The organism is Pseudomonas sp. 14P5.3.2 (assembly GCF_057799175.1).
Genome location: NZ_JBYOKU010000032.1, coordinates 1 through 13,771 on the forward strand (window position 1 = coordinate 1; position 13,771 = coordinate 13,771).

At 59.4% G+C, this 13,771-nt stretch carries 12 protein-coding genes and 1 pseudogene; 6 read left to right on the forward strand and 7 right to left on the reverse strand.

Features of this window, described 5'->3' with window-relative positions:
• Positions 1 to 178 precede the first annotated feature (178 nt).
• On the forward strand, positions 179 to 2,071 hold the full coding sequence (gene mrdA / locus AC27VU_RS22210; RefSeq protein ID WP_488724944.1) for a penicillin-binding protein 2: 1,893 nt from the start codon (positions 179 to 181) through the stop codon (positions 2,069 to 2,071).
• Between the two features lie 67 nt (positions 2,072 to 2,138).
• Here the strand turns inward: mrdA and AC27VU_RS22215 are convergent, their stop codons facing one another.
• The 3 genes from AC27VU_RS22215 to AC27VU_RS22225 all read right to left on the reverse strand — a co-directional run bounded on the left by AC27VU_RS22215 (position 2,139) and on the right by AC27VU_RS22225 (position 3,716).
• Positions 2,139 to 2,810, reverse strand: coding sequence for a hypothetical protein (locus AC27VU_RS22215; RefSeq protein WP_262143436.1), 672 nt, complete (start codon positions 2,808 to 2,810; stop codon positions 2,139 to 2,141).
• Positions 2,811 to 2,894: 84 nt separating this feature from the next.
• A complete protein-coding gene (locus tag AC27VU_RS22220; protein WP_102356381.1) occupies positions 2,895 to 3,101 on the reverse strand; it encodes a helix-turn-helix domain-containing protein in 207 nt (68 codons plus the stop codon).
• A 9-nt stretch (positions 3,102 to 3,110) separates the two neighbouring features.
• A complete protein-coding gene (locus AC27VU_RS22225; RefSeq protein WP_003226630.1) occupies positions 3,111 to 3,716 on the reverse strand; it encodes a hypothetical protein in 606 nt (201 codons plus the stop codon).
• Positions 3,717 to 3,973: 257 nt separating this feature from the next.
• Here AC27VU_RS22225 and AC27VU_RS22230 point away from each other — a divergent pair.
• Positions 3,974 to 4,294: pseudogene (locus AC27VU_RS22230) on the forward strand (hypothetical protein); the annotation flags it as partial.
• Between the two features lie 113 nt (positions 4,295 to 4,407).
• Here the strand turns inward: AC27VU_RS22230 and AC27VU_RS22235 are convergent.
• Both AC27VU_RS22235 and AC27VU_RS22240 read right to left on the reverse strand, forming a co-directional pair.
• Positions 4,408 to 4,812, reverse strand: coding sequence for a lysozyme inhibitor LprI family protein (locus tag AC27VU_RS22235; protein WP_003226627.1), 405 nt, complete (start codon positions 4,810 to 4,812; stop codon positions 4,408 to 4,410).
• 56 nt (positions 4,813 to 4,868) lie between these two features.
• Positions 4,869 to 5,789, reverse strand: a complete 921-nt coding sequence (locus AC27VU_RS22240; protein WP_400509571.1) for an ADP-ribosylglycohydrolase family protein — start codon at positions 5,787 to 5,789, stop codon at positions 4,869 to 4,871.
• A 185-nt stretch (positions 5,790 to 5,974) separates the two neighbouring features.
• On the opposite strand from AC27VU_RS22240, the gene AC27VU_RS22245 reads away from it, so the two are divergent.
• Positions 5,975 to 6,463 carry an SRPBCC family protein gene (locus AC27VU_RS22245; RefSeq protein ID WP_201136982.1) on the forward strand — a complete coding sequence of 163 codons (489 nt, stop codon included), beginning with the start codon at positions 5,975 to 5,977 and terminating at the stop codon, positions 6,461 to 6,463.
• Positions 6,450 to 7,271, forward strand: coding sequence for an aminoglycoside phosphotransferase family protein (locus AC27VU_RS22250; RefSeq protein WP_488724945.1), 822 nt, complete (start codon positions 6,450 to 6,452; stop codon positions 7,269 to 7,271). Before AC27VU_RS22245 ends, AC27VU_RS22250 begins: the two co-directional genes overlap by 14 nt.
• A 361-nt stretch (positions 7,272 to 7,632) precedes the next feature.
• Here the strand turns inward: AC27VU_RS22250 and acnA are convergent, their stop codons facing one another.
• Positions 7,633 to 10,374, reverse strand: coding sequence for an aconitate hydratase AcnA (gene acnA, locus AC27VU_RS22255; RefSeq protein WP_262143429.1), 2,742 nt, complete (start codon positions 10,372 to 10,374; stop codon positions 7,633 to 7,635).
• A gap of 222 nt (positions 10,375 to 10,596) precedes the next feature.
• Here acnA and rlmM point away from each other — a divergent pair, with 222 nt between their 5' ends.
• The gene (rlmM, locus tag AC27VU_RS22260; RefSeq protein WP_338802560.1) at positions 10,597 to 11,670 is read left to right on the forward strand and encodes a 23S rRNA (cytidine(2498)-2'-O)-methyltransferase RlmM; all 1,074 of its coding nucleotides are present in this window, start codon (positions 10,597 to 10,599) and stop codon (positions 11,668 to 11,670) included.
• A gap of 178 nt (positions 11,671 to 11,848) precedes the next feature.
• The gene (gene tusA / locus AC27VU_RS22265; protein ID WP_488724946.1) at positions 11,849 to 12,100 is read left to right on the forward strand and encodes a sulfurtransferase TusA; all 252 of its coding nucleotides are present in this window, start codon (positions 11,849 to 11,851) and stop codon (positions 12,098 to 12,100) included.
• Positions 12,101 to 12,235: 135 nt separating this feature from the next.
• On the opposite strand, the gene AC27VU_RS22270 is transcribed toward tusA, so the two are convergent.
• Complete coding sequence (locus AC27VU_RS22270; RefSeq protein ID WP_003226614.1) at positions 12,236 to 13,645, reverse strand: MATE family efflux transporter; 1,410 nt, start codon at positions 13,643 to 13,645, stop codon at positions 12,236 to 12,238.
• Positions 13,646 to 13,771: the final 126 nt, after the last annotated feature.

A 13,771-nucleotide genomic window follows, 5' to 3' on the forward strand; every position in this document is an offset into this window, starting at 1 on the left:
TTGGTTTGATCGCCAGACTCACACGCTACACGCGCTCCAACCGTCGCCAGGACTGCCATTGGGCAAAATCCTTCTGAAGTGACCACTCGGTTTTTGGTATGGTGCAGCTCGTTTTTTAACGGACTGATGTCATGCCCATGGATCGGCACTCAAATTATGTCAAAGAGTCGCTGTAGAAATGCCTGAACCCATTCCCATCAAGGATCACGAGAAAGAGAAGCGGTTGGTCAATAAACGGTTGATCGCTTGCGCTCTCTTCGTCTTTGCTATCAGCTGCGCGCTGGTGGTGCGCCTGTACATCCTGCAAGTGGTTGAGTACGACTACCACTCGACCATCTCCGAAAACAACCGCGTGCACATTTTGCCGATCCCGCCGACAAGAGGCTTGATCTATGACCGCAATGGCGTGCTGCTCGCTGATAACCGACCCAGTTACAACCTGGTGATCACCCGCGAACGCGCCACTGATGTCAATCAGGAGCTGGACGAGGTGATCAATCTCCTGCATCTGCCCGCTGAAGATCGCACGGTTTTCGATAAGGCAATGAAGCAGTCCCGTCATCCATTTACCCCGGTGACACTGTTCTACGAACTGACGGAAGAACAGATCGCCGTGTTGGCAGTCAACGAGTTCCGTTTGCCGGGCCTCGATGTCGAGCCGCAGTTCGTGCGGCATTACCCGCTGGGGCCGCACTTCGCGCATTCAATCGGCTACGTTGGCCGGATCAACGAGAAAGAGTCCAAAACCCTCGACTCGGTGGAGTATCGCGGCACCCAATCCATCGGCAAAACCGGCATCGAGCGCTTCTACGAAGCGCAGTTGCACGGCCACGTAGGCTATGAAGAAGTTGAGACCAACGCCCAGGGCCGAGTGTTGCGGGTGCTCAAGCACACCGATCCGGTCCCTGGCAAAAACATCGTGCTCAGTCTCGACGTCAAGCTGCAGGAAGCTGCCGAAGCGGCACTGGGGGATCGTCGTGGTTCGGTGGTGGCGCTTGATCCGTCCACCGGTGAGGTGCTGGCCATGGTCAGCAACCCGAGTTTCGACCCGAATCTGTTCGTCACCGGCATCAGCTCCAAGGAGTATTCGGCGCTACGCGACTCCATCGACCGACCGCTGTTCAACCGCGTGCTGCGCGGCCTGTATGCGCCAGGCTCGACCATCAAGCCAGAAGTGGCGATTGCCGGTCTCGATGCCGGCGTCGTGACCCCGCAAACCCGCGTTTTCGACCCGGGTTACTACCAACTCCCCGACTTTGATCACAAGTACCGCAACTGGAACCACAGCGGCGATGGCTGGGTGGACATGGACGCGGCGATCATGCGTTCCAACGACACCTACTTCTACGATCTGGCGCACAAGCTCGGCATCGATCGCCTGCACGACTACATGGCAATGTTTGGCCTTGGCGAAAAAGTCTCGCTGGATATGTTCGAAGAGTCGCCCGGTTTGATGCCATCTCAGGCCTGGAAACGCACAACACGCCGCCAGGCCTGGTTCCCGGGGGAAACGGTAATTCTCGGCATCGGTCAGGGCTACATGCAGGTCACGCCGCTGCAACTGGCTCAGGCCACCGCGCTGATCGCCAACAAAGGCGTATGGAACCGACCGCACCTGGCGAAGACAGTCGATGGTGTGGCGCCGGTTGACGAGCATCCGATGCCCAACATCCTGCTGAAGAACCCGCGTGACTGGGATCAGGTCAACCACGGCATGCAGATGGTGATGCACGATGCCCGTGGGATCGCTCGTGCGGCGGCGGTGGGTGCGCAGTACCGCATTGCGGGCAAGAGTGGTACCGCGCAAGTGGTGGCGATCAAGCAGGGCGAGCGCTACAACCGTGAGAAAACCCTCGAACGCCATCGCGACAACGCCTTGTTCGTCGGCTTCGCTCCGGCGGAGCACCCGAAGATCGCCATCTCGGTAATGATCGAAAACGGCGAGGCTGGTGGTCGCGTCGCCGGTCCGGTGGTGCGGCAGATCATGGACGCCTGGCTATTGGATCAGGACGGCCACCTCAAGCCGCAATACGCTGCGCCTGCCAAGCCGCCGGGTGATCCGCACGTTTAACCTGAGACGTCTCCCGGCACAGGCTCGCGCACGCTGAGCAAAGCCGGGAGACGCCCACGGAAACGTATTACTTGCAGCGGTAACCCTCGGGCATCGTCACGGTATAGTTGCGCTGCACGCGATCCTCGAAACTCAGGTTCTGCAGGCCTTGTTCCACCAGAAAGGTTTCGACCTTGGCGGCCTGGCAGTCGTCGTTATAGGACGAAGCCCGAAGCAGGTAGACGGTACGCTTGCTCACTTCGTCCCGGGCGGTGGCAACGAATGTGCTGAGAGTGGTGTAACCGATTCGCTCCGAGGTACCCACCGGACCATATGTAGTGTTTGGGGTACTGGTGCAGGCCAGCCGATCGTCTTTCTTCTTGATGTTTTTGCACACCGTCGAAGTGCTGGTTACGACCTGCCCGTAATCGGTGGCGGTGTAACGGTAGGACACTTGCCGGCTGCCGATATCGAGGGTGATGGTCATTTTCACCGGAGCATGGTTTCTGGGCAGATCAGCGTCGGTATAAACCTCCTGGAATCCCCGATCCTTCAACGCATTCACCATATCGCGAAGATAGTAGCGAGCATTCAATGCATTTTCAGCAGTGGCGCTTGCCGAGGTCACAAGTACTGTTGCCTTGCGGTCGAACTGATAGTCCGGATCAGGTATCGCGTTGAGCGCTACGTCCAATTGTGTGGCGCAGCCGCTGAGTGACGCTGTCAGCAATAACAGCGCGCATGACAAATAACGGGACATGAAATAGCCGCCTTGAAACTAAGGATTGAATGAGAGTTAAACGATTGCGACTGGCGATAAACAACTCGCCGTCAGGGGAAAGTCTTAGTCTTTCTGATATTCCAGCAGATCGCCCGGTTGGCAATCGAGCGCCGCGCAGAGCTTGTCGAGGGTTGCCATTTTCACGCCTTTGACTTTGCCGTTTTTCAGCAATGACAGATTGGCCTCGGTGATCCCGAGCAGGGTGGCCAGCTCTTTCGAGCGAATTTTTTGCGTGGCCATAACAACATCAAGGCGGACGATAATGGTCATTATATTGTTCTATATGTATTGACTTTGCTCATCGCTGAGCACTTTTGCATCGCGCATGATAATTGAAAACGAACACAGCAATACGCCTTTGATAATTTCGTAGGCAGAAGAGGAGGACAGGCCGATAGAGAACTGAAAAATGCGATCCCCCGGCGGCAGATCTATCGACAAGGCAAGACCTTGCAGGGTCTCTACCAGCGGATAGGCGGCCGGAGAAACGATGCACAGTACCCCCACTCGCCACAGGACCCCGATATTGCGGTCGGTCCAGGTTTCGCCTCTCGACAAGCGCAGGAAAAATAACCCTGTCAGCCATAACGTGTACGCCGACAGGACAACGGGCAGGAAGTCCAGGACAACGATCAGCGCAGTGGCGAATGACGACAGCCAGGTGTCGGGATCGAGCAGTGCGCCTTCGACAAACGGGTCAAGCAATTGTGGTGAGCCTTCAGCGAACGCATAGAGCAGGCTTGCCAGCATTTCATCCTTTTTGAAGATCCAGATCGTAGTGTTGCCGCCGACCTCCGTTACACCCAGAACCCAGACAAGTATCGCTGCCAGCAGCCCGATCCAATGCATGCGCTGCAGCGCCAGTCCGTTGTTGTGAGTACTCATGAAAATTCCTGGTTGTTTCAGTTGGGTAGCGAATTTTCGATGAATAATTATCTAATTACAATAATTTATTTTGATTTATTTCTGCGGCTGCCTTTTCTGCGGTCAGCATCGCATTGCTGCTCGAAACGTTGATAAGAAGACGATCCGCCAGCCGCATACACCCAATCGCCCCGTGGTGCTTGCCATCGTCCTGACGTTCACGTGAAGAATGCCCACAGGGCGCTGAAATCAAAAAAGCGCAAAGCGGAACGCTTGATGAGACCGAAACCACTGACTTCGGCCCGCTGACTGAAATCTACTTCAGCGGCATGTGTTCGCCGAAAGAACCGAACCTGATGTTCGGCGTGCTCAATCGCTTGGCCAAGTACGACATCAAGCAGAAGAAGCTGCTGCAGGCCGCGACTCCGGAGCATTCCTACTACTGCATTTCGTTCAATAAGGATGGCAGCAAGATCTATCTGGCCGGGACGTTCAACGATGTGGCGATTTTTGATGTCGAGACCCTGAAGCAGACGGGGAGCATCAAGTTGCCGGGTGGGGATATGGCGATTACGACGGCGCAGGTGTTTGTCCGGTAATGGGTGGCGCCTGTGCTGACGTCTTCGCGAGCAAGCCCGCGCCCACAATTGGAGTGTATTTCAAATGTGGGCGCGGGCTTGCTCGCGCAGAGGCCCTCGAAACCACTACAAGGTCAGGCCCCCGGCACCGGGCAACTCATGTCGCCTTCTTCACACTTCAAATACTGCTTCAACGCCTCGACCCGCACTTTGGTGACACCCGTCAGGCAATTGCTGTAAATCAGCGGATAAACACTGCCGCCCGCGACTCCGGATGCCGAAAACTTGCACTCGGCATCGCGAAACCCGATCCACGCCCGCTGCGCACTCACCAACAGCTTTTTGGCGTCGGCGTTGTCTTTCAAACGGGCGGTAATTTGCTGATAAACCGCATTCAGTTCCTTGTCGGCAGCCTTGAATTCCTGCCCGGCACACTGGTTCATGGTGGCCTGATCGTTGGCATTGGCACAGTCGACGGCGGCATGGGCGAGGGGCGTGAACAGAAAGGGCGTCAGGGCCAGCAGCAGGCGTGGGGACATGGGGGTTCTCACTGTGTCAGATGGGAGTACCGAGCAGTTTAGCGGCTCTGGGGTTTCTATTCAGGTACGCGTAGCCGGGATGCTTCGAGCAGGCGATCTGCGGTGGCCGCAATCTCCTCGCCGTCATGGAGCATTTCCAGCCAGTGGGTGGGAATCGCCCGAACGCCGTAATAAGCGCCGGCCACCTGACCAACGATAGCGGCAGTGGTGTCGGCGTCATCGCCAAGATTGGCGGCTTGCAGAATCGCCGATGAAAAACTGTCGGTGCGGTGAAAACACCACAGCGCCGCTTCCAGTGACTCGACACTGTAGCCGCTGCCACGGATTTCGCTCGCCGACTTCGCGAGGTAATCGCCTCGAGCGATGGCTGCGACTTTCGGTTGAGTGAAGGTTGAGTCCGGCAGTTTGCGCAACTCTGTTTTGGAGGCGCCAAGCAGGGCTTTGCTGATCAGTTCGGCAAACAACTGACAGCACTCGATGGCTTCGGGGGCTGCATGAGTTGTCCGCGAACTGTCGATGGCGAACTGGCGGATCAGCGGGGCATCAGGAAAGTAAAACAGCACCACCGGCACCAGGCGCATCAGTGAACCGTTGCCGGCGGTAAACGGGTCGGCAGATCCCGCAAAGGGCTGACCGGTTTGTTGATACTGCGACAGCGCCTGGCTGACCGTCGTGCCGATATCGAAACAATCACCGGTGGAGCTGAGATAGCCCCATTTCCACCAGTTCAGATAGCGCCCCATCTGGTCAGCCGCATCGAAGGTGTTTTTGCTCAGCAGACTTTCCGCCAGGCACAGCGCCATCGAAGTGTCATCCGTCCATTGCCCTGGCTTCAAGTGAAAGGGGCCGCCACCGACCATGTCCGTCAGTGGCTGGAATGAGCCCCGCGGCTTGAATTCCACCGTGGTCCCGACAGCATCGCCACAGGCAAGGCCGAGCAGAGCGCCGCGATAACGTTCGGAGAGGGATGGCTGCATGGTTCGTCCTTGTTTGTTTCCATTTCGCAGGAAAAGGTAACAGGTTCATCGGCGGAGAGCGCTCGATTCAACCAGCGGAAATGCCGCCGAATGTTTCCCCATGCTGCACAGTTGCACTGCTTTGATACAACTTCAGGTTGGACATGTGGTCATACAAGCCTACTGTTCAGAACAGGAGGTGACTTATGAAACCGGTACCCAATAGTTTCGAACGCAAAATCAAGCTGAAGGCGCCGCGTTCCTATGTCTGGCGCGCACTGGTCGATGCCGAGGCGTTTGGCCAGTGGTTTGGCGTGGCGCTGGAGGGCAGGCGGTTCATTGCCGGGGAATGGACGCAAGGGCAGGTCACCTATCCGGGTTATGAACATGTGTTGTGGAACGTGCTGGTCGAGCGGGTCGAGCCGCAGCAGCTGTTTTCATTTCGCTGGCACCCCTACGCAGTCAACCCGAGCATCGACTATTCCCAGGAACCGACGACGCTGGTCAAGTTCGACCTGCAGGATTACGAGGACGGTACCTTGCTCAAGGTGTCTGAGTCCGGTTTTGCGCATATTCCCGACGTGCGCCAAAAGGAGGCGTACTACATGGACAGCCGCGGCTGGGAGGAACAACTGAACCGACTTGAACAGTTTCTCGCCGAAAGCGCCAAGACTCGCGAGCGTGACGGTGACTGACTGCGCAATCTTCGCACCCTGGTTGCAATGCTGGGCGCTGGTACCGGACGGTGAACCGATCATTACCCCGGGCAGCCGCCTGTTACCGGTACGTTTCGGCGACACGCCGGCGATGCTCAAGGTTGCGCTGGATACGGACGAGCAATTCGGCAATCAGCTGATGACCTGGTGGGACGGTGACGGCGCCGCGCGAGTGCTGGCCCATCACGAGGAAGGTTTGTTACTGGAACGGGCCATGGGCCGGCGTTCGCTGATGCACATGGCGCTCAACGGTGAAGACGACGAGGCCACGCGGATCATGTGCGCGACACTGGCGCGCTTGCATGCGCCGCGTTCGACGCCGCCACCGCCGCTGGTAGAGCTGACGCCGTGGTTCGCCTCGCTGCGGGTGGCCGCCGCCGAACAGGGCGGGACCTATGTCCTGAGCCTGCAAACGGCTGAAGCCTTGCTCGCTGACCCGCAGGACGTAGTGGTGCTGCACGGTGACATGCACCACGACAACGTTCTCGATTTCGGTGCACACGGCTGGCTGGCGATTGATCCCAAACGGGTCCGTGGCGAGCGTGGTTATGACTACGCCAACCTGATCTGCAACCCGGACTTGCCGACGGCTGGCGATTCACAGCGATTGCGCCGGCAGGTCGAGGTGATCGTCGAGGCGTCCGGGCTTGATCGCCGACGCTTGCTGCAGTGGGTGCTGGCGTTCGCCGGGTTGTCCGCGGCGTGGTTTCTGGAAGACGACGCGCAGCCGCAGGCTGCCGGGCAGCTACAGATCGCGCGAATCGCGGCTTGCCTGCTGGATTCCTGAAGAGGCTAAGGGTTTTCGGAAGGGCCTGTATAGCGAATGTCTTACACGCGTTGGTAGCTTTTGCGACTATTGCCGATTGGATCCACGGCGTAATCTACACCCATCAACTGAGACACAGGGAGTGTTTCAGGATCACGGATGATCGACCATTAGCAAGGATCGCTGCCGACAGGGAGTCGATAATGGTCTTGGGAAAAACCCGCTTCGGCGGGTTTTTTTTCGCCTGGAGAAAAGTGCTGAAGGCTTGTGTCGGGCACCTGTAGCGAGAGGATTTATCCCCGATGGGTAGCGAAGCGACCCCAAAAAATGGCCTGCTGCGCAGTCCACCAGGGATGAATCCCTCACCACAGGAATCAAGCAATCAAGAGGCAATCAGCTGCCGCAGCACGTAGTGCAGGATGCCACCCGACTTGAAGTACTCCACCTCATTCAATGTATCGATGCGGCACAGCACTTCGATTTTCTCCTGCCGTCCGTCTTCACGGGTGATCACCAACGTCAGGTTCATGCGGGGCGTCAGCTCGACGCTGGTCAGGCCCTGAATATCCAGGGTTTCCTTGCCGGTGAGGTTAAGGCTCTTGCGGTTCTGATCGAGCTTGAACTGCAGCGGCAACACGCCCATACCCACCAGGTTGGAACGGTGGATGCGCTCGAAGCTTTCAGCGATAACCGCTTTGACTCCCAGCAGGTTGGTGCCTTTTGCTGCCCAGTCACGGCTGGAGCCGGTGCCGTACTCCTGACCGGCGATCACCACCAGCGGCGTGCCTGAGGCCTGATACAGCATGGCCGCATCGTAAATCGGCATTTTCTCGCCGCTCGGGATGTAGATCGTGTTGCCACCTTCTTCGCCGCCAAGCATCTCGTTACGAATGCGGATGTTGGCGAACGTGCCGCGCATCATCACTTCGTGGTTGCCGCGCCGTGAGCCGTAGGAGTTGAAGTCCCGCGGCTCCACGCCTTTCTCGCGCAGATAGCGCCCGGCCGGGCTGTCAGCCTTGATGTTGCCGGCAGGGGAGATGTGGTCGGTGGTCACCGAATCGCCGAGCAGCGCCAGAACCCGCGCGCCTTTGACATCAGTGATCACCGGCAACGGGCCGGAAATGTCGTCGAAAAACGGTGGATGCTGGATGTAGGTCGAATCGTCCTGCCACACATAGGTAGCGGCTTGCGGCACCTCGATCGCCTGCCATTGCTCGTCGCCGGCAAACACTTCGGCATATTCCTTGTGGAACATCGCGGTGTTGACCTGACTGACTGCGTCGGCGATTTCCTTGCTGCTCGGCCAGATATCCCGCAGGTACACCGGATTGCCTTGCTGGTCGTTACCCAGCGGCTCGCTGCTGATGTCGGTGCGTACGCTGCCGGCCAGGGCGTAGGCGACCACCAGCGGTGGCGAGGCCAGCCAGTTGGTCTTGACCAGCGGATGCACCCTGCCTTCGAAGTTGCGGTTGCCGGACAGCACCGACGCCACGGTGAGGTCGGCTTTCTGAATGGCTTTTTCGATCGGCTCCGGCAACGGCCCGGAGTTGCCGATACAGGTGGTGCAGCCATAACCGACCAGCGAGAACCCGAGTTGATCAAGGTATTGCGTCAGCCCCGCAGCCTTGTAGTAGTCGGTGACCACTTTCGAGCCGGGTGCCAGCGAACTCTTCACCCACGGCTTGCGGGTCAGGCCTTTCTCCACGGCTTTTTTCGCCAGCAGACCGGCCGCCATCATCACGCTCGGGTTCGAGGTGTTGGTGCACGAGGTGATCGCGGCGATCACCACTGCGCCGTTTTTCAGGCGGTAGGTGTGGCCTTCGTATTCGTACTCGGTTTCGCCGATCAGATCGGCGTTGCCCACGGCCACGCCACCACCACCCTCGCTTTCCAGGCGACCTTCTTCCTTGCTGGTGGGCTTGAATTGCAGGTCCATGAAATCACTGAAGGCCTGCGCCACATTCGGCAGGGAGACCCGGTCCTGTGGGCGTTTCGGCCCGGCGAGGCTGGCTTCGACGCTGCCCATGTCCAGCGCCAGGCTGTCGGTGAACACCGGTTCCTGGCCGGGCAGGCGCCACAGGCCCTGAGCCTTGGTGTAGGCCTCGACCAGTTTCACCACTTCGGCCGGGCGACCGGACAGGCGCAGGTATTCCAGAGTGACGTCATCGACCGGGAAGAAGCCGCAGGTCGCGCCGTATTCCGGGGCCATGTTGGCGATGGTCGCGCGGTCGGCCAGTGGCAGATCGGCGAGGCCGTCACCGTAGAATTCGACGAATTTGCCGACCACACCTTTCTTGCGCAGCATCTGGGTGACGGTCAACACCAGGTCGGTGGCGGTGATGCCTTCCTTGAGTTTGCCGGTGAGTTTGAAACCGATCACTTCCGGAATCAGCATTGACACCGGTTGGCCGAGCATCGCGGCTTCCGCCTCGATCCCGCCGACGCCCCAGCCGAGTACGCCGAGACCGTTGATCATGGTGGTGTGAGAGTCGGTGCCGACCAGGGTGTCGGGGAAGGCGTAGGTGCGGCCGTCCTCATCTTTGGTCCATACCGTGCGCCCAAGGTATTCAAGGTTGACCTGGTGGCAGATCCCGGTGCCCGGCGGCACCACGCTGAAATTGTCGAAGGCGCTCTGGCCCCAGCGCAGGAAGGCGTAGCGCTCGCCGTTGCGCTGCATTTCAATGTCGACGTTCTGTTCGAAGGCGCTCGGGGTGGCGAATTTGTCGACCATTACCGAGTGGTCGATCACCAAATCCACCGGCGACAACGGGTTGATCCGCTGCGGGTCGCCGCCGGCCTTGGCCATCGCCGCGCGCATGGCGGCGAGGTCGACCACGGCGGGTACGCCGGTAAAGTCTTGCATCAATACCCGGGCCGGGCGGTACTGGATTTCCCGGTCGGAGCGTCGCTCCTTGAGCCACGCGGCAATGGCCTTGAGGTCGGCACCGGTGACAGTTTTTTCATCTTCCCAGCGCAGCAGGTTTTCCAGCAGGACTTTCAGCGACATCGGCAACTGGTCGATATTGCCCAGGCTTTTCGCGGCATCCGGCAGGCTGAAATAGTGGTAGGTTTTTTCGTCTACTTTCAGGGTTTTAAGGGTTTTCAGGCTATCGAGGGACGGCATTACGATCACTCCTTTGAGTCCGCACGGCTACGGACTGAGGGGACGGGCAGAGCTATCAACGTAGCCCTGTTTTCAGTAGCTGGCTAATAACTGGACTCTATTGACGGAACCAAGGTTCCGACATCGGCTATCATGCGCCGGTTTTCGTGACAGGCTTTGCTTCACCGCAAGGCTTGAGCAGCGCGCAGGGGCCGAATGTCCGCCCTCTGCCCAGGAGTAAGAATGAACACCCTATTCATGCATTGCCGGCCAGGCTTCGAAGGCGAAGTCTGTTCGGAGATTTCCGACCTCGCCGCCCAACTCAACGTGGCCGGTTACGCCAAGGCCAAACCGGCCACCGCTTACGCCGAGTTTGTCTGCACCGAAGAAGACGGTGCCGAGCGTCTGATGCGCGGCCAACGTTTCGCCGAGCTGATTTTCCCGCGGCAATGGGCGCGTGGCGTCTTCATCGACCTGCCGGAAACCGACCGCATTAGCGTCATCCTCGAGCACATGGCGGACTTCCCGGTCTGCGGCAGCCTGTGGCTGGAAGTGGTCGACACCAACGACGGTAAAGAACTGTCGAACTTCTGCAAGAAATTCGAAGGCCCGCTGCGCAAGGCACTGACCGGCGCCGGCAAATTGGTGGACGACGCGAACAAACCGCGCCTGCTGCTGACCTTCAAGAGTGGTCGCGAAGTGTTTCTCGGCATGGCCGATGCCGGCAACTCGGCGATGTGGCCGATGGGCATTCCGCGCCTGAAATTTCCGCGCGAGGCACCAAGCCGTTCGACGTTGAAGCTGGAAGAGGCCTGGCACCACTTCATCCCGCGTGATCAGTGGGACGAGCGCCTGCACAGCGACATGACCGGCGTCGACCTCGGCGCCGCTCCGGGCGGCTGGACCTGGCAACTGGTCAACCGCGGCATGCTGGTCACCGCGATCGACAACGGCCCGATGGCCGAGAGCCTGATGGACACCGGGCTGGTACAGCACTTGATGGCCGACGGCTTCACCTTCAAGCCCAAGCAACCGGTGGACTGGATGGTCTGCGACATCGTCGAGAAGCCGGCGCGTAACGCGGCGATGCTCGAAGAGTGGATCGGCGAGGGGCATTGCCGCGAAGCGGTGGTCAACCTCAAGTTGCCGATGAAACAGCGCTATGCCGAAGTGAAGCGCCTGCTCGAGCGCATCGCCGATGGCTTCAAGGCGCGCGGGATCAAGGTCGATATTGGCTGCAAGCAGCTGTATCACGACCGTGAAGAGGTCACGTGCCACCTGCGCCGGCATGACGTGAAGAAAAACAAATCCCGCTGAGTCACCACTAAACCCTGTGGGAATGATCTCTGCGGTGAGGGGATTTATCCCCGATGGGATGTAGCGCATTCCCAGTCTTTGGGGCCGCTTCGCGACCCGTCGGGGATAAATCCCCTCGCTACAGATGACTGAGCACCCGGCAATGCGCGACAATGCCGGCCAGTTTCAGGAGTGAATCATGAGTGAAATGATCGACACGCCGGTCGACGGCACCCTCGACGCCACCGGTCTCAATTGCCCGGAACCGGTGATGATGCTGCACCAGCACATCCGTGACCTGGTGCCTGGCGGCCTGCTCAAGGTGATCGCCACCGATCCCTCGACCCGTCGCGACATTCCCAAGTTCTGCGTGTTCCTCGACCACGAACTGGTGTGCCAGCACGAAGAGGCTGGTACTTATCTGTACTGGATCCGCAAGAAACAAGCCTGACCCTCAGGCAAACGCAAAACCCAATGTGGGAGCGGGCTTGCTCGCGAAATCGATGTGTCAGTCACTGTAAGTGTCGACTGAAACACCGCTTTCGCGAGCAAGCCCGCTCCCACTTTTTTGTACTGTGTTATTGGCTTAACCCGCGCTGCGACTCATCCGAATACGCTTGCGCGCACTGCGCGTCAGGCGAATCGACAGCATGAACGCCGCGCAGCTCAGACCAACGATCAAACCCTGCCACAAGCCGCTCGGGCCACGCGGCTCGCCGAGCCAATCGGTCAGGCCGAGGGCGTAACCCACCGGCAGGCCGATGCCCCAGTAGGCGAACAGCGTCAGGATCATCGTCACCCGGGTGTCCTGATAACCGCGCAGGGCGCCGGCAGCCGTCACCTGGATTGCGTCGGAAAACTGGAACAGCGCCGAATACACAATCAGCATCGCCGCGATATGAATCACCGTCGGGTCGGCGGTGTAGATTGCCGCAATCGGCTCGCGCAGCAACAGCATCATGCTCGCCGACAGACAGGCGTAGGCCAACGCAGTGCCCATGCCGACGCCGGCGGCGAAGCGTGCTTCACGCGGTTCTTCACGGCCCAGTGCCTGGCCGACACGCACGGTCACCGCCATGCCCAGCGAATACGGAATCATGAACACCAGCGAGCTGACGTTCAGCGCAATCTGGTGCCCGGCCACCACCGTCGCGCCGAGGCTGCCGATCAGCAGGGCGATCACGGCGAAGATGCTCGACTCGGCAAACACCGCGATGCCAATCGGCAGACCGATCGCCAGCAGACGCTTGATCACCGCCCATTGTGGCCAGTCGAAACGGCTGAAGATCTCGCTCGAACGATAAGCTGGCGCCCAGCGCTCGTAACCGGCCAGACCCAGCGCCATGACCCACATCACGATCGCCGTGGCCCAGCCGCAGCCGACGCCGCCCATGGCCGGCACGCCGAAGTGGCCATAGATGAAGATGTAGTTCAGCGGTATGTTCAGCGCCAGACCGCACAGGCCCAGCACCATCGCCGGACGGGTGCGGCCGATGCCGTCACTGGTGCAGCGCAGCACATGATAGAACGCCACCGCCGGCAGGCCGCTGGCAATGCCGTGCAGGTATTGCATGCACGGGCCGATCAGCTCGGGATCGACTTTCATCAGGTGCAGCACCGGTTCGGCGGCGACCAGCATGCAAGTCGCGATCAACCCCACCACCAGCGCCAGCCACAACGCCTGACGGACGATCGGGCCGATTTCACTGTGGGTGCCGGCGCCGAAACGCTGGGCGACTTTCGGTGTGGTGGCCAGCAGGGTGCCGGTCATCAACAGAAAAACCGGGACCCAGATCGAGTTGCCCAGTGCCACCGCCGCCAGATCACGTGGCCCGACGCGGCCGGCCATCACGGCATCGACGAAGCCCATGGCGGTGGTCGCCAGTTGCGCGATGATTATCGGCAACGCCAGGGCGAGCAGGTTCCTGAACTCCAGGCGAATTCGCGCGGGGCGGGTGAGTGAGGCAGCGAGAGGTTGATCAGTAACAGAATTCACAGGCAAAGCGTCCACAGGTGTTGATGCGCAAGGCGCCGCATTCTACGCCGCTGACGTGACAGTCAGGAAAAATCCTCTGTTGCGGATTTGTAATCATCAAGGCCATCCACTGTGGCGAGGCAGCTT